Annotated in this window: 12 protein-coding genes; all 12 read right to left on the bottom strand. The window is 67.8% G+C overall.

Annotated features, from left to right (window positions below):
• Positions 1 to 402: LpxD N-terminal domain-containing protein (locus tag HNV26_RS08395; RefSeq protein ID WP_436410034.1), on the bottom strand; the 402-nt coding region annotated here is incomplete at its 3' end.
• A gap of 16 nt (positions 403 to 418) precedes the next feature.
• Positions 419 to 973: an OmpH/Skp family outer membrane protein gene (locus tag HNV26_RS08390; protein ID WP_140864390.1), complete on the bottom strand. Its 555-nt coding sequence runs from the start codon at positions 971 to 973 to the stop codon at positions 419 to 421.
• A 107-nt stretch (positions 974 to 1,080) separates the two neighbouring features.
• Positions 1,081 to 3,471 (bottom strand): outer membrane protein assembly factor BamA, encoded by a 2,391-nt coding sequence (gene bamA, locus HNV26_RS08385; protein WP_253816354.1) that lies wholly within the window; start codon positions 3,469 to 3,471, stop codon positions 1,081 to 1,083.
• 130 nt (positions 3,472 to 3,601) lie between these two features.
• Positions 3,602 to 4,276: an ABC transporter ATP-binding protein gene (locus HNV26_RS08380; protein WP_090495491.1), complete on the bottom strand. Its 675-nt coding sequence runs from the start codon at positions 4,274 to 4,276 to the stop codon at positions 3,602 to 3,604.
• Positions 4,277 to 4,278: 2 nt separating this feature from the next.
• Complete coding sequence (locus HNV26_RS08375) at positions 4,279 to 6,648, bottom strand: FtsX-like permease family protein (protein WP_171440854.1); 2,370 nt, start codon at positions 6,646 to 6,648, stop codon at positions 4,279 to 4,281.
• A gap of 12 nt (positions 6,649 to 6,660) precedes the next feature.
• Positions 6,661 to 8,214, bottom strand: a complete 1,554-nt coding sequence (gene lysS, locus HNV26_RS08370; RefSeq protein WP_171440855.1) for a lysine--tRNA ligase — start codon at positions 8,212 to 8,214, stop codon at positions 6,661 to 6,663.
• Between the two features lie 74 nt (positions 8,215 to 8,288).
• Positions 8,289 to 8,630 carry an anti-sigma factor family protein gene (locus HNV26_RS08365; protein WP_140864398.1) on the bottom strand — a complete coding sequence of 114 codons (342 nt, stop codon included), beginning with the start codon at positions 8,628 to 8,630 and terminating at the stop codon, positions 8,289 to 8,291.
• Between the two features lie 38 nt (positions 8,631 to 8,668).
• Positions 8,669 to 9,295, bottom strand: a complete 627-nt coding sequence (locus HNV26_RS08360; protein ID WP_171440857.1) for an RNA polymerase sigma factor — start codon at positions 9,293 to 9,295, stop codon at positions 8,669 to 8,671.
• A gap of 140 nt (positions 9,296 to 9,435) precedes the next feature.
• Positions 9,436 to 10,558 (bottom strand): peptide chain release factor 2 gene (prfB, locus tag HNV26_RS08355; protein WP_253816348.1). Its coding sequence is split into 2 segments (ribosomal slippage): positions 9,436 to 10,488 and positions 10,490 to 10,558, totalling 1,122 coding nucleotides; the frame shifts between segments, so codons are not numbered across the junction.
• Between the two features lie 18 nt (positions 10,559 to 10,576).
• On the bottom strand, positions 10,577 to 11,899 hold the full coding sequence (locus HNV26_RS08350; RefSeq protein ID WP_171440858.1) for an Lnb N-terminal periplasmic domain-containing protein: 1,323 nt from the start codon (positions 11,897 to 11,899) through the stop codon (positions 10,577 to 10,579).
• Between the two features lie 99 nt (positions 11,900 to 11,998).
• Positions 11,999 to 12,883 (bottom strand): rRNA maturation RNase YbeY, encoded by an 885-nt coding sequence (ybeY, locus tag HNV26_RS08345; protein WP_171440859.1) that lies wholly within the window; start codon positions 12,881 to 12,883, stop codon positions 11,999 to 12,001.
• Entirely contained in the window at positions 12,880 to 15,381 is a 2,502-nt protein-coding gene (locus HNV26_RS08340) for an HD family phosphohydrolase (RefSeq protein ID WP_171440860.1), read from the bottom strand. Before HNV26_RS08340 ends, ybeY begins: the two co-directional genes overlap by 4 nt.
• Positions 15,382 to 15,418 lie beyond the last annotated feature (37 nt).

Genomic DNA, 15,418 nt, shown 5'->3' with positions numbered 1-15,418 from the left:
CACCCGCCCACCCCGGTCCACCGACGCGCCGGGCAGCAGCACGGCCTCCGGATGGATGGTGGCCTCGGGATGGACCCAGGCGCCGGGCCTCACGCCCGCGGCGGGACGCTCGGGCGCGTGGAACAGGCGCAGCAGCTTCGCGTACGCCAGATGTGGGTTGGCCACCCGAACCAGCGCCACGCCCTCGCGGGGGGACACGTCGGCGCCCACCAGCACCGCCGAGGCACGGGTGGCCTCGAACTGGCGCCGGTAGCGCGGGTTTCCGTAGAAAGACACGTCTCCCGGGCCGGCTTCTTCAAGCCCGTTGAGTCCGTGAATGAGCTGTGAGGGGTCACCGAGGAACTCTCCACCCACGTGGGCGGCGAGTTCCCCGAGCTGGCGGGGCATGGGAGCGGTCTGCACGAGTTGGGAGTGACGGCTACTTCTTCGTCGGGGCGTCCTTCGCCGCCGTCTTCTTCGAGCTGTTGTACGCCCGGATGACTTCGTTGGAGATGTCGTGCTGCGAGCGGGCGTAGACGATGCCGGAGTCGCGGCGCTCGAGGACGAAGCCCAGGTCATCGCGCTCGGCGATGGTGTTGATGATGGAGTCGATCTTGTCGATGATCGGCTTCATCTCCTGCTGCTCCTTGTTGGCGGCCTCGGCGCGGCTCTTCTCCCACTTCTGGGCGAGCAGCATCACCTTGCGCTGGAGCTCGGCCTCCTTCTGGGCCTTGATCTCCGCGCTCATGGCGCTGGCCTGCTTGTCGAGCGTCTCCTTCTCGGCGCGGAGCGCGTTCTGCTCCTTGTCGATTTCCTTCTGGCGGTCGTCGAGCCACTTCTGGAGACGGGACTTGGCGGCCTTTCCGTCATCCACCTCCAGCATGACTTTCTGGAGGTCCACGTAGGCGACCTTCAGGTCGGCGGCCGAGGCGGCCACCGGGAGGGCGAGCGACAGAGCGGCGGCCGTGGCCGCGATGGTGGTGCGAAGCGACATGTTCAGCAACTCCTCAGGAAGGGTACAAGCTCCGACGTACGCCTATCGGGCATCTTCAATTCCCTCCGCCCGTGGGCGCGGACGCCGGACGACGGGCCAAGGGCTTATCAGAAGAAGTTGCCGATAGTGAACTCGAACAGGATGTTGTCGTCCTCCGGCCGCTTGGTGAGCGGGATGCCCCACTCGAAGCGCAGGGGGCCAATGGGCGAGAACCAGCGGAATCCAAAGCCGGCGGCATGGAAGAGACCGGCCGGCAGCCGGTCCTGACGGTCCTCGAAGAAGCGCTCATTCGCCGCGAAGGCGTTACCCGCGTCGTAGAAGATGACGCCGCGCAGGCCGGCCTTCTCGAAGATGGGGAACTCCAGCTCGAAGTTGAAGACGAGCTGCTTGTTGCCGCCCACCCGGAAATCCGTGACGGTCGCGTCCGGACTGCCGGAGCGGGGAACCTTCACGGACGGGCTGATGCTGCGCAGGAAGTACCCGCGGACGCTGTTGATGCCGCCCACGTAGTAGAGCTCGGAGATGGGCAGCGGCTTGTTCTGGTCCAGCTGCTGGATGTAGCCAATGGTGGCGTTCGTCTTGAAGACGAAGCCCAGCGGCATGGGGAAGTACAGCCGCGAGTAGGCCGTGTACCGGTTGTAGAGGAACGTACCGCCCAGGAAGTCCGGGGCGAGCTCCACCGAGCCGTAGTGGATGAAGCCACGCGACGGGAACAGGCGGTTGTCGCGCCGGTCGAACGACAGCGACAGGCGGGCCGCGCTGGTCGTTCCGGACAGGAACTGGTTGGCCAGCAGCACCGCGCCCAGGTTCTGCCCGGCCTCCACGTTGACCCACTCGCGCGAGTAGCCAATGGTGCCCAGCAGGTCGTCGATGAACTGGTAGCCGATGGACACCGTGCCACCGGTCGAATTGCGGATGAAGCCTTCGTAGTCCGCCTGGATGCGGAAGAACTCCGCCGACAGCAGGTAGCGCGTGTCCAGGAAGTACGGGTCGTAGAAGGACAGCTGCACCAGGGAGCGCAGACCGGAGATCTGCGCGGACGCGGAGACGCTCTGCCCCCAGCCCAGGAAGTTGTTCTGGGCGATCTGCGCCGTGAAGATGAAGTTCTCCACGTTGGAGAAGCCCAGGCCGACCTGGAACGTACCGGTCGCCTTCTCCTTCACCTCCACCTGGAGGACGATGGTGTCGTCCGCCGAGCCGGGGCGCTGGGTGATCTCCACTGTCTCAAAGAAGCCCAGCGCGGTGACGCGCTCGCGGCTGCGGCGCACGCCGGTGCCGCTGTAGAGCTCCCCTTCGTAGACGCGCAGCTCGCGGCGGATGACCTTGTCACGCGTCTTGCTGTTGCCCACCACGTCGATGCGTTCGATGGTGACCTGGGGCCCCTTCTGCACGTCGAAGGTCAGGTCCACCGTGCGGCTGTCCGCGTTGACGCTGGTGATGGGGTTGATGTTCGCGTAGGCGTAGCCGCGGTCGTAGTAGACGTCCGAGACGGAGAGGATGTCCTGCGACAGCTGCGAGCGGTTGAAGCGCCCGCCGGTGGCGGACTTCATCATCGACGCCATCTTCTCCTTGGAGACGTCGTCGAGCAGGTCCCCGGAGAAGTCGATCTTCCCGATGTCGTACGGCTCGCCCTCCGTCACGCGGAGGGTGATGAAGATGAAGCGCTTGTCCGCGGAGAGCTGGACGGTGGGCTTGTCCACCCGGACGTTGATGAAGCCCTTGTCGTAGTAGGCGATCTGGATGACGGCCAGGTCACGCTGGAAGGCCTCCTCGCGGTAGGTGCCCTCACCGGTGAAGAAGGAGAGGAACCCGCCCTCGCGGGTGATCATCGTCTCCTTCAGCTCCGCGGCGGACAGCTTCTCCGCCCCGAGGATGGTGATCTGCTTCACCATCACCTTGGCGCGCTCGTTGATGTTGAACACCACATCCACGTTGGCGCCGCCCTCGACGGGCTTGAGCTGGTGGCTGACCTCGGCGAGGAAGTAGCCCTTCTCCACGTACTTCGCCTGGATCTTCTGCACGCTGGAGCGCACCAGCTCCATGTCCAGGATGGTGGAGGGCTTGACGTCAATCTCCTCCTTCAGGTCGTCCTTGCTCAGCTCCTCGTTGCCTACGAGTTGGACGAGCCGGACGGTGGGGCGCTCCTCCACGCGCACCACGTAGGCGACGCCGCGGGCCAGCCGCTGGACGAGCAGCTCCACGTCCTGGAAGTAGCCCAGCGCCCACACCGCCCGGAGGTCCTGGGCGGTGCGCGTGGGGCTCAGCTCGTCGCCCACACGGGTGCGGAGGGCGCGGCGGATGGCTTCGGCCTCGACGCGCCGGTTGCCTTCGACGCGGACCTCCACCACCCGGCGGGCATCCTCCGGCGACACCGGGGCGTCATCGGGGAGCGCGGGCCCGGAGGCCACGTCGGCAGGAGCAGCGGGAGCGGTCACCTCGGGCACGGCAGCGCCCTCATCCTCTTGTGCCAGCACGGAGCCGGGCACGAGGGACCACATGGCGACCGCCAGCAGCGGGAGCAGTGACTTGCGCGACAGAACGGGGTGCCTCAAGGGGAGACCGGCCAGGAAAAGGCGGGGCAATCTACGGGAAGGCCCAGCAGGGCCTCAATGCAAAATTGCCAGGACATCACGCCTCCGACACCTCGCCCCCGGCCAACCGGAGGCGGCGGGGCATGGAGCGGGCAAGCGTCTCGTTGTGGGTGACGACCACGGCGGTGATGCCTTGCTCGCGGTTGACCTCCCGCAGGAGCTGGTGGATGCCCTCGCCCGTCGCCGGGTCGAGGTTGCCGGTGGGCTCGTCCGCCAGCAACACCGCGGGCTTGAGCACCAGGGCGCGCGCCAGGGCCACGCGCTGGGCCTCACCACCCGACAGTTCCCCTGGACGGTGGTCCACGCGGTGTCCCAGTCCCACCCGCTCCAGCAGTTCACGGGCGTAGGCGTAGGCGGCGGTGCGGTCCTGTCGCCGGATGAGGGCGGGCATGGCGACGTTCTCCAGGGCGGTGAACTCCGGCAAGAGGAAGTGGCTCTGGAAGACGAAGCCGATGGTCTGGTTCCGGAACTCGGCGATCTCCGCATCGTTCATGGAGAACACCGCGCGGCCCTCGAACATCACCTCGCCGGCGGCCGGGGCATCCAGGGTGCCCAGGACGTGCAGGAAGGTGCTCTTCCCCGCGCCGGACGCGCCCACCAGCGAGACGAGCTCTCCCCGCTGGATGTCCAGCGACACGCCTCGAAGGATGTCGATGCGCTTGCCGTGCAGGAAGTAGCTCTTGAAGACGTTGCGGATGGACAAGAGCGCCATGGCTACTCCGCCTTGAGGCCTTCCACCGGCTCCACACTGCTGGCCTTGAGGGCCGGGTAGATGGAGGCGAGGTAGGTGACGAGCACCGCGATGACGACGGCCAGCACGGTCTGCACCGGCTCGACGCGCACCGGCACCGCCGGGATGTAATAGACGTCCGGGTCCAGCTTGATGCCGACCTTCTCGATGAAGACGCACCAGGACAGGCCGGAAATCAGACCGAGGAAGCCGCCCGCGACGCCAATCTGCAGGCCCTCCGCGAGGAATATCTTCACGATGCCGCCATCGGGGACACCCAGCGCCTTGAGGACGGAAATCTCCTTCCGCTTCTCCAGCACCAGCATGATGACGGTGGCGACGATGAGGCCCGCGGCCACGATGATGATGATGGAGAGGATGATGCCCATCACCAGCTTCTCCAGGCGCAGCGCGGAGAAGAGGTTCTTGTTCATCTCTCCCCAGTCGCGTGCCCGGTAGGGATAGCCGCCCAGCACCTTCACCACCTGCGAGGCGATGCGCCGCGCATCGTCGATGTCCGCCACCTTCAGCTCGATGCCCGTGGCCCCCTTCACGTCGAAGAAGTCCTGGGCCTCCTTGAGGAGGATGTAGACGAACTTGGAGTCGTACTCGTACATGCCCGAGTAGAAGATGGCCGCCACGCGGAAGGCGCGGCTCTTCGGGATTGGGCCGGACGGCCCCAGCTCGGTGCCCAGCGGGGAGACGACGTTCACCCGGTCTCCCACCACCACGCGCAGCGACGCCGCCAGCTCACGGCCAATGACGATGCCCGGCAGCACCGGCGCCTTCTTGGGCGTCCCGGAGCGGCGGATGATGTCGTCCTCCTCGACCCCGCTCTCCTCCGCGGGCTCCTCGTCCGGCAGTCCACGGTGGACGATCTTCTCCGGCGTATAGAGGATGTCGAGCGAGCCGCCACCGAGGATGTTCTTGGGCAGGTCCGTCACCTCGCCCACCGTGCCCGGGTCGATGCCCTTGATGATGACGCCGTCCACGTTGCCCTCGGACGCAATCATCACCTGGTTGATGATGAAGGGCGTCTGTCCCACGACGCCGGGCACCTTGCGGACGGACTCCATGACCTTGGCGTACTCGGGCAGGTCGCCCGCGTACTTGGACACCACCGCGTGCGCGTTGGTGCCCAGGATCTTCTGCTGAAGGTCGGCCTCGAAGCCGCTCATCACCGACAACACGATGATGAGCGCCATCACGCCCACGCCCACGCCGCCCACGGACAGGGCGGTCATCATCATGGTGGGCGACTGCTCCCGAAGCTTGAGGCGGTTGAGGTCGGAGGCGGCCGCCAACGGGTCCTTCAGACCCAGCTCGCGGATGCGGGTGCGCTCCACGGCCGCTTCCGCCGAGCGGATGATGAAGTAGATGAGCAGCGGGGGGATGATGCCGAGCATCAGCACCGCCAGCGTCCCCAGCAGCAGCGACGGCCGGAACACCGCCACGTGCCGGCGCGCGACGAAGAGCTCGAACCCCAGCTTCAGGTCCACCCGGCCGCTGCCGGCGGCGATGAAGCCGGTGTTGATGCCCAGCACCAGCGCCAGCACCAGGAAGGTGAAGACGAGCCAGTACCCCAGCTCCGGGCGGCCAATCAGCCCCGCGACGTACGTCACCTCGCGCAGCCGGTAGCCCAGCGCGAGCTGCAGCCCGGGCAGCCGCTCCATCAACGTGAGGACGATGGGGATGGGCAGGCCCAGGTACAACACGCCGATGGTGGCCTCGGGCAGCGACAGCCGCTGCGCGCGCGACGCGCCGATGAAGCCAGAGATGAAGGCCACCATGCCGCCCGCGAGCAGCGCGATGGCGAAGGCCCCGGTCGGCGGCAGCGACAAGCCGCCGCTGGCGCCCTTCCCCGCCGAGCCCAGCTCCGTGGCGGACACGCCGCTGGACAGCACCGTCTGCAGGAGGACGAGGACCACCTCCGCCAGCAGCATGCCGCCGCCGTAGGCGCCCAGGGTGCTCCAGTAGAAGTCCCGGTAGCGCGCCAGGCGCGGGTACAGCGTGGCGCCCGCGGCCGGGCTGGGCCCTTCGGTGGGCTCCGGCGCGCGGCGGATGCCTGCGGCGATGAGCGCCCACCCCGCGAGCCAGACGACGGAGCCCGCGACGAGGAGGCCCGTGTTGGGCACCGGCGCGAAGGGCTGCTCGGACACGAGCAGCAGCGCGTTGAGGGCCTGGACCAGCCCACCCCACCCCAGCAGGGACAGCCCCAGGGAGGAGCTGGTCTCCAGCCAGGCTTGAGAGGACGTGAGCGCCACCCCGAGCAGGCTGAAGCCCACCAGGGCGACCAGCGCCCCAATCCAGATGAAGGTCCAGCGATGGACGGTCTGCCGTTCGGCGGAGTGCACGCGGCCTCCTGGCTACTTCGCCAGTGGCTTGAGGAGGGGAAACAGGATGACGTCCCGGATGCTCTGCGAATCCGTGAACAGCATGGCGAGCCGATCAATCCCGATGCCTTCACCGGCGGTGGGCGGCATGCCGTGCTCGAGGGCCCGGATGTAGTCCTCGTCGTAGTCCATGGTCTCCTGCTGGCCCCGCTGCTTCGCGTCCAGCTGTGCCTGGAAGCGGCCCTTCTGGTCCAACGGGTCGTTCAGCTCGGAGAAGGCGTTCGCGATTTCGCGGCCCGCCACGTACAGCTCGAAGCGGTCCGTCACGTCCGGGTTCTGGTCATTGCGCCGGGCCAGCGGCGAGACGGCGGTGGGGAAATGGGTGATGAAGGTGGGATGGATGAGCGTGTGCTCGACGTGGTGCTCGAAGAGCGCACCCACCAGCTCTCCATGATTCATCGTATCGATGGCCCGCCGCTCGGCCTCCGAGTGGCTCGTCTTGAGCAGCTCGTGGCGCAGCCGGTCCGCGTCCACCATGTCCTTGTCCGACAGGCCGCTCACCACCTCGCGGATGGCCTCCGTCATGGAGATGCGCTTCCAGCCCTTGCCGAAGTCGAGCACGTGGTCGCCGTACTTCACCTTCGTGTCGCCGGTGACGGCCTTGGCGGCCTCCGAGATCATCTCCTCGGAGAGGTCCATCAGGTCCTCGTACGTGGCGTACGCCTGATAGAACTCCAGCATCGTGAACTCGGGGTTGTGCCGGGTGCTGATGCCTTCGTTGCGGAAGTTGCGGTTGATTTCGTAGACGCGCTCCAGGCCGCCCACCACCAGGCGCTTGAGATACAGCTCCGGGGCGATGCGCATGTACAGGTCGATGTCGAGCGCGTTGTGATGCGTGCTGAAGGGCCGCGCCGCCGCGCCGGACACGAGCGGGTGCATCATCGGCGTTTCGACTTCGACGAAGTCACGCGTGTCGAGGAAGTCGCGGATGAAGCGGATGAGCCTGTTGCGCCGGAGGAAGGTCTGCTTCACGTCCGGGTTGGACACGAGGTCCAGGTACCGCTGACGGTAGCGGATCTCCACGTCCGTCAGGCCGTGCCACTTCTCCGGCAGGGGGCGCAGGGACTTGGTGAGCGGGGTGAACTTCGTGGCGGAGAGCGTCAGCTCGCCCGTCTTCGAACGGAACACCGGACCGGTGGCGGCCAGGAAGTCGCCCAAGTCACAGAGCTTGAAGGTCTCATACGAGTCCCCCAAGGCGTCCTTCTTCATGTGGACCTGGATTTCCCCCGAGCGGTCGCGCAGCTTGATGAAGGCGGCCTTGCCGAAGGAGCGCATGGCCACGACGCGGCCGGCGACGTCATAGGGCGGAGGCGCGGCCTGCTCGATTTCCTCGGCGGACTGAGCGGCGTGCTTCTCGTGGATTTCGGCGGCCTGGTGCTGGGGACGGTAGCCGTTGCCGTACGGATTGAAGCCGGCCTCGCGCCACTTCGCGGCCTTCTCCAGCCGCTGGTCGTAGATTTCCTGTTCCTTCGTCCCGAGGTCGCCCTCGCCCGCACTCTTCTCGCTCTTGTTTTCGGTCTCGGCCATGACGCGCTTTCCCAAAGGCGCGGCACCGTAGCCAAGCCTCCCCCGGGAAGCAACGCAACACAGCGGATGGCCGCTTAGGGAGCGACCATCACCAGGAAGGCGGCCACCGCGGCCGCCAGCAGCAGCGGGATGAGGACCTCCACCGGGAGCCGGTGGTTCATGTGCAGGGTGTGGAGGCCCCGCAGGCCGAAGCGGCGCTTGCGGCGCACACGGTTCATCACCAGGGAGGCGAGCGCGGGTGGGGCCTTCTCACGGTCCACGCGCTGGAGCCGCTGCACCGTGCTGGAATAGCGCTGCCAGCCCTGGCGGCAGTCATCGCAGCCGTCCAGGTGGGTGCGAACCTCCTGCGCCTTGGGGGCGGGAAGCTCGTCGTCGGCGAGCGCGAGGAACAGGGCCCTCGCCTCGCGATGGTTCATCCGCGGTTCCACGTCCCGCAGTCTGCGATGAATGCCGTTCATGGCTCAAGCCGCCCCAGGAGGTCCGCCAGCTTTTCCCGGGCCCGGTGAAGCCGGCTCTTCACCGTGCCCTCCGGAAGCTCGGTGATGTCGATGATTTCGTCGTAGCTGAGGCCTTCGATGTCGCGCAGCGCCACCAGCATGCGCGCGTCCGGCTCCAGTTGGGAGATGGCCCACTGCACCCGGGCGCGCTCACGCGCGGATTCCAGGGCCGCATCCGGGCCGGGCGCGGTGCCCCCACCTTCGGAGAGCAGGGCCGCGGCCTCGTCGAACACTTCGGAGCGGCCCCGGCCCCGGCGCTTCAGGTACTTGAGCCGGTTGATGCAGTGGTTGCGGGTGATGCGGAACAGCCAGGTGGACAGCTTCGAGTCCTCGCGGAAGCGGCGGACGTTCTGGTGCACGCTGACGAAGATTTCCTGCACCAGGTCGTGAGCTTCCTCACGGTCTCCCACCATGCGGACGCAGAAATCGTAGAGCCGGTCCTGATGGGTGCGCACCAGCAGCTCGAAGGCGTCCGGCTCACCTCGGCGCAGCCGGGCCAGCAGCGCCGCGTCCTGACGGCGCGACTCGGACGCGCCCGCGGCGGCCTCTTCCTGTCCGATTTCGAGCACGCCGCCCGATGACACCCGTGTCCTCCCGCGACAGCCCCTCCGCAGGAGGTGCCACCGTCCCTCAGCCTACCTTGGTCCCCTGCCCCGCGGCCCTCCGACAGCAGGGCCGCGGAAAAGGTTCCGGGCGAAGGCGAGGAAACGGTGAGGCGCGGCGCCTAGTCCACGCCCGCGCCGCGGTTGGGGTTCTTCACGCCCAGCAGTTGGGCGGTGACGAACTCCTCCAGGTCCCCGTCCAGCACGGCGTCCACGTTGCCCGTCTCGATGCCGGTTCGCAGGTCCTTGACCATGCGGTACGGCGCCAGGACGTAGGAGCGGATCTGCGAGCCGAAGGAGATGTCCTTCTTCTGCGCCTCGGCGGCGTCGCGCGCGGCCTCGCGCTTCTTCATCTCCAGTTCGTACAGGCGGCCCCGCAGAATCTTGAAGGCCATGTCCTTGTTGGCCGACTGCGAGCGCTCCGTCTGGCAGGTGATGATGATGCCGGTGGGCAGGTGGCGCAGCTGCGCGGTGGACGACGTCTTGTTCACCTTCTGGCCGCCCGCGCCGCCGCCGCGGATGAACTTCAAATCGATGTCCTTCTCCGGGATGTCGATCTGGATGGTGTCGTCCACCTCCGGATAGACGTCCACGGACGCGAAGGCCGTCTGCCGGCGAGCGTTTGCGTCGAAGGGCGAAATCCGCACCAGCCGGTGCACGCCGACCTCCGCCTTCAGGTAGCCGTAGGCGAAGTCACCTTCGATGCGCAGGGAGACGTTCTTGAAGCCCGCCTCTTCACCCGGCACCTCGTCGTTGATTTCGACCTTCCAGCCCTTGTTCTCGCAGTAGCGGGTGTACATGCGCAGGAGCATGGCCGCCCAGTCCATGGAGTCCGTGCCACCGGCGCCGGCGTTGATGTCCATGAAGCAGCTGCTGCGGTCCTGCTCGCCGGACAGCATGCGCGCCAGCTCCAGCTTGGCGACGTCGCCCTCCAACCCCGAGAGGGAGCCTTCCGCCTCCTGGGTGGTGGCCTCGTCGTTGGCTTCGGCGGCCAGCTCGAAGAGTACCTGCGCGTCATCCAGGCCGCGCATCACCTTGTCGTAGGCACCGACGCTGGCCTCCAGCGTGGACTTCTCCTTCAAGAGCGCCTGCGCCTTGGTGTTGTCGTCCCAGAAGGTGGGCAGCGTGGAGTCGCGTTCAATCAGCGCGATGCGGGACCGCTTGCGGTCGAGGTCAAAGATGCCCCCGGAGCGCCAACACGCGCTCCCTGAGACCGTTGATCTTCTCCATCGAATCGTTCGCCATGGCTTCTTTCCGTGTCCTTTAGGGAGTCTTCAGCGATGCGACGGCATCCCGCCGTCCGGCTGACGCGCGGTCCGCCCTGGGGAGGCGCGCCAGTACTCGATCCAGACCGAATGCGCCCGCCATGCCCAGGGAGATGGGCAGGATGAGCGCGATGAGCCGCCAGTTGTCCTGGTCGAAGGGCGGCAACACCTTGAGCACCACACCCAGCACCCCCAGGGCGGCCAACAGCGTCCACACCTTGAAAAGGCGCGTGCGGGCCTTCTGGCTACCCCACGTCAGCGCCACGCCGAAGGGCAGCGCCAGCAGCGTCAGCGGGTTGGCCAGGAAGAGATTCTCATTGCGGAACGTCACCGTGTGGTCCGTCACCAACCCCATGATGAACAGCGCGGTGCCCGGCAACCCGAGCGCCAGCCCCACCACGGCGTTCTCCAGCCCGAGCAGCAGGCGGGCCACGCGGCTGCCCCGCTGGCGCTCCCACACCGCCAGCCCGACCGCCAGGCCGCCCAGGGCCAGGCCCAACGCGAGAATCCACGGGCCCCACGGGGGTGGCTCCGCTGGCGGACGCTGACGTTGGGAGGATTCGTAGTAGTTCCAGCTCTTCGCCACGAGCGACGCCGGCTGCCCGTCCGCGCCCTTCACCTGGAGCGCCGCGACCTGAGCCTCCAGCTCATCCGGAAGGAAGGCCTCCTCCCACTTCGTGATGGGACGGTCGATTTCGTCGTTCATCATGAAGTCGAGCAGCACGCTCATGGGCGCGTTCACCGCGGTGTAGCGACGGGTGTGCTCGCGCAGCGTCATCCGCCCGGGTGCCCGGTCCGCCTCGCGGAGCTGGCCGCCCGTGGCCACGTCAATCATGTCCCGCAGCCGCGTGACGCAGTTGTCGTTGTAGTGGTGGTACAGGTACTCGCGGTTCTCCGGCAGCACGTTCTCCGCCAGCCGCTTCGCCACGACGACGCGTTGCTCGGGCGTGAGGTTGAGCTCCTGCACGCGGACGTCGCGGTCCTCGGCCTGGTAGTAGCGGAAGGTGCCCCCCACCGACGACTGGCCCACCCAGAACTCCAGCCGGCCCATGGCGAAGCGCGCGAGCATGGCCTCGTCGAAGGAGAACATGCCGTAGTTGTAGAGGCGCGACGTCTGCCGCCGCCGGTCCTCCACCACCAGCGAGCCGTGGCCCCACCAGGACGGCACGTCATCCCCGGGACTGAACGTCACCAGGAGGATGGCCAGGTCCTCGCCCTGGCTTTCTCCCGTGCCCCACGGCGGCATGGAGGCCGCGCGCGCGGGCGCCGCCAGGAGCAGCAGGCCGAGCAGGCAGGAGGCAATGAGTGAGGGGCGGAGCATGACTTGGTCCAACACGCGGGAGGCCGCCTACCTATCACGCACGCCGCCCGCCTCAACGGGATGGATGCTGGATTGTCCAGCGGGGAGCCGGCGGAGGGCCTACATGAGGCTGCGGGCGCGGCGGGCCTTGGCATCCACCTGGAGCGAGTCCGCCACCATGCCCCGCTCGCCCAGGAGCTGTTCCTCCAGGGCCGCCATCCGCTTGGCGTCCCGGGGGCGCTCGTGGTCGTGCCCCAGCAGGTGGAGCAGGCCGTGCGCCAGGTAGCGCGCCATCTCCGATTCCAGCGTGCGGCCGTACTCCTTGGCCTGCCGCTTCGCCGTGTCCAGGGAGATGACCACGTCCCCCAGCGGGCGCGGTCCAGGCGTGCCCTTGGGCAGGTCGCCCGCGGGGAAGCTCAGCACGTCCGTCGCCTTGTCCTTCTGGCGCCAGGTGCGGTTGAGCCGGCGGATGGCCCGGTCGTCCACCAGGGACAAGGACAGCTCCACGCCGGACAGCTTGAGCTGCACCAGGTACGCCCTGGCCCACGAGGTCAGCAGGCGCGCGAAGTCCCGGCCCTGGCCATGCGCCACCTGGATGGTGACGTGGTTCTCCTGCACGCGGGGCGTGGGCGCCTCCATGTGCGCCAGCTCCGGGCGGAACGCGGGCGCGCACACCGACCAGTAGTCACACGCTCCCTGGCCGTCGTTGCGGTACACCACGCGCTTGCCGCGGGGGACCAGTCCGACCTCGCCCGCGGAGATGCGCTCGCGGCGCCCCTCCACCACGATGGTCAGCTCGCCCGTGAGGACGATGACGACCTCGTCGAATTCGGGGCGCTGCGCGGGCTCTGACCACCCGGGAGGCGCCAGCATCCGCGCGACGGACGCGGAGTCCGTGCTGGTGGTGGCCGCGCCCACGAACTCCTCGATGCGCTTGCCGTCATCACGGGGAATCAGCTTCCCCTTGCGCAATCTCACGCCATTGCCCCTTCGTGCTGCGCTCATGCGCCCCCCGCGGTCCGCGCCTTGTCCTTGCCTTCCGCGGGCCGAGGCGCCGCGCCCGCCACCACCAGCGGCGGCGCCTTGCCCCCTCCCACGGCGCCCGCCGGGTAGGCCGGACGCGTATGGTAGATGCCCTCGAGCGTGTGCAGGAAGGACTGCGAGATGAGGTTGAGGTCCTTCAGCGTCAGGTCACACTCGTCGAGCTGACCCTCGGAGAAGATGAGGTTGATGATCTTCTGCACCTGCGCGAGGAGCTTGGGCGTGGTGGGGTCCGTCATGGAGCGCGTGGAGGCCTCCACCGCGTCGGCGATCATCACCAGCGCCGCCTCGCGGAACTGCGGCTTCGGCCCCGGGTAGCGGTAGATGCTCTCGTCGATGGGCGGAGCCCCTTCCTTGCCCTCCTGCTCCTTCAATGCCTTGTGGTAGAAGTACCCCACCGTGCGCGTGCCGTGGTGCTGCGGAATCGCATCCGCCACCAGCTTGGGCAGCCGGTACTGACGGGCCATCTCCAGGCCCTCCGTCACGTGGCGCTTGATGATGACCGCGCTCATCGCCGGCGCGAGCGCGTCATGGCGGTTCTCACCCTTCTGGTTCTCCCCGAAGTAGAGCGGATTCCGGCCCTTGCCGATGTCGTGGTAGTACGCACACGAGCGCGCCAGCAGCGGGTTGGCCCCAATCGTCTCCGCCGCGTTCTCCACCAGCGAGCCAATGATGATGGAGTGGTGATACGTGCCGGGCGCCTGGACGATGAGCTCCTTGAGCGCCGGGTGGTTCAGGTTGGCCAGCTCCAGCAGCTTGATGTCCGACGCGTAGCCGAAGGTGGCCTCGATGAGCGGCGTGAGCGCCATCACCATCACCGGCACCGCCAACGAGGAGCCCGCGAAGGCGCTCACCGCGGTGATGAGGGTGTCGGCCGACAGGCCCTTGCCTTCCACGAGGAAGAGGAAGAGCACCGCCACCAGGTTCACCGCGCCCGTCACCAGACCCGCGCGGAAGATGCCCACGCGGTCCTTCGCCTTCACGATGCGGTCGGCCGCCACCAGCGAACCCACCAGCGTGAAGACGCCGAAGGCCAGCGAGTTGCCCAGCATCACCCCGGTGAGACAGGAGAAGACGAGCGCGAAGAAGAGCGCCAGCTCCTGCGTGAGGATGAAGCGCACCAGCATGGCGCCGGCCGCCACCGGGAAGGCGTAATAGAAGGCCTCGATGGGCAACGCGGTGTAGCGGTCCTGCACCGCGTCCGCGATGGACACCCAGATTTGCAGCAGGCCCAGCAAGCCCAGCAGCAGCAGGCCCAGCAGCACGCCGTCCTTGCGCGTGGGACGGAAGCGCCGGAACGCTGCGCGGCAGAAGAAGTACGTCGAGACGATGAGAAGGACCACCAGGCCCGTGCCGCCCACCTGGAGCTGGACCAGGTCCAGCCGGTCCGTCTCCGCGCGCATGCCGCGCAGGATGACCAGGTGCGACTCATTGACCAGCTCACCGTCGCCAATGACGCGCTGGCCCTTCTTGATGGAGATGACGGCGTCCTTCACCGCCTGGGCCGCCTGGTTCCGGCGCGCGTCCGACTCCGCGATGTTGATGGTGAGGTTCGGCCGAACCAGCCGCTGGGCCAGCCGGAGGATGGCGCGGCGCTGGACGCCTGGCGCATCCGGCATCAGGTTACCGGGCACCGAGGCGAAGCGCTCCATCTCCTGGTGCGCCTCGGGGACGTCCACCACCTGGGTGGAGCCTCCCGACAGGGACTCCTCGGCCTTGTTCACCACGTCGCGGACGGTGAGGCCCTGATGCGCCTCCCGCGCCAGCTCCTCCCGAGAGCCCGCCACATGGATCGCGCCGCGCTCGGAGCGATACGCCCGCTCCAGCACCAGCAGCGTGGCCGTCTCCGCCTCCTGCGAGAAGCGGGTGGCATAGAGCGCCTGGAAGTCCTCGGCTTCCAACACGGCGTCGCGCTTGCCGAAGAAGCGCTCCTGGAGCTCCGCCCGCATCTTCTCGCGGGTGCTGCGCTCCAGCTCCAGCATCTCCGGGGACGCGACGGGCTTGCGCCGGCGGGGCGTTTCGCGCTCCTCGGGTTCCGAATCGGATTGCGCCTCCGCGAGTTCGTCCAGGTGCAGCCGCATGGACGCGAAGGCGGAGCTCACCGTCGACCGCAGCTGCCCCAGGACGGCGGGGTTCAGGTCGTACACCGGCTTGACGGCCGCGCGCGCCTCCTGGCGCCGCTGCTGCGTCATGGCGCGGTGGACGACCTCGTAGTCCCGCGCGGCCTTGAAGCCGGCGGGCGAGCTGGCTCGGAACGGCTTGCCGAGGTTCTCCTCCGCCAGCGCTGGAATCTGCTGGCTGTAGAGGCCCGGCGAGATGACGAAGCCCGCGCCAATGGAGACGGCGAGCAGGAGAAGGACCTGGATGGCGCGCCGCCCCCAGACGCCATTGTCCAGTCCGAGGCGTTCGGCGAGCGCGTCCAGTGGACTGCGCCCGGGGGGCTGCGTTTCCGGTTCGGCCATGGGGATCCTCACCCTAGATAAGGCGTCGCGGATCCTT

The organism is Myxococcus xanthus (assembly GCF_013116825.1).
Lineage (GTDB): Bacteria > Myxococcota > Myxococcia > Myxococcales > Myxococcaceae > Myxococcus > Myxococcus xanthus_B.
This window is presented reverse-complemented; position numbering and strand designations above follow the sequence as displayed.

Coding starts and splice junctions, on each gene's coding strand:
- HNV26_RS08390 (WP_140864390.1), bottom strand. CDS start 973: ATGTCGCTTCGCACCACCATCGCGGCCACGGCCGCCGCTCTGTCGCTC.
- bamA (WP_253816354.1), bottom strand. CDS start 3,471: ATGTGGTCCCTCGTGCCCGGCTCCGTGCTGGCACAAGAGGATGAGGGC.
- HNV26_RS08380 (WP_090495491.1), bottom strand. CDS start 4,276: ATGGCGCTCTTGTCCATCCGCAACGTCTTCAAGAGCTACTTCCTGCAC.
- lysS (WP_171440855.1), bottom strand. CDS start 8,214: ATGGCCGAGACCGAAAACAAGAGCGAGAAGAGTGCGGGCGAGGGCGAC.
- HNV26_RS08365 (WP_140864398.1), bottom strand. CDS start 8,630: ATGAACCATCGCGAGGCGAGGGCCCTGTTCCTCGCGCTCGCCGACGAC.
- HNV26_RS08350 (WP_171440858.1), bottom strand. CDS start 11,899: ATGCTCCGCCCCTCACTCATTGCCTCCTGCCTGCTCGGCCTGCTGCTC.
- ybeY (WP_171440859.1), bottom strand. CDS start 12,883: ATGAGCGCAGCACGAAGGGGCAATGGCGTGAGATTGCGCAAGGGGAAG.
- HNV26_RS08340 (WP_171440860.1), bottom strand. CDS start 15,381: ATGGCCGAACCGGAAACGCAGCCCCCCGGGCGCAGTCCACTGGACGCG.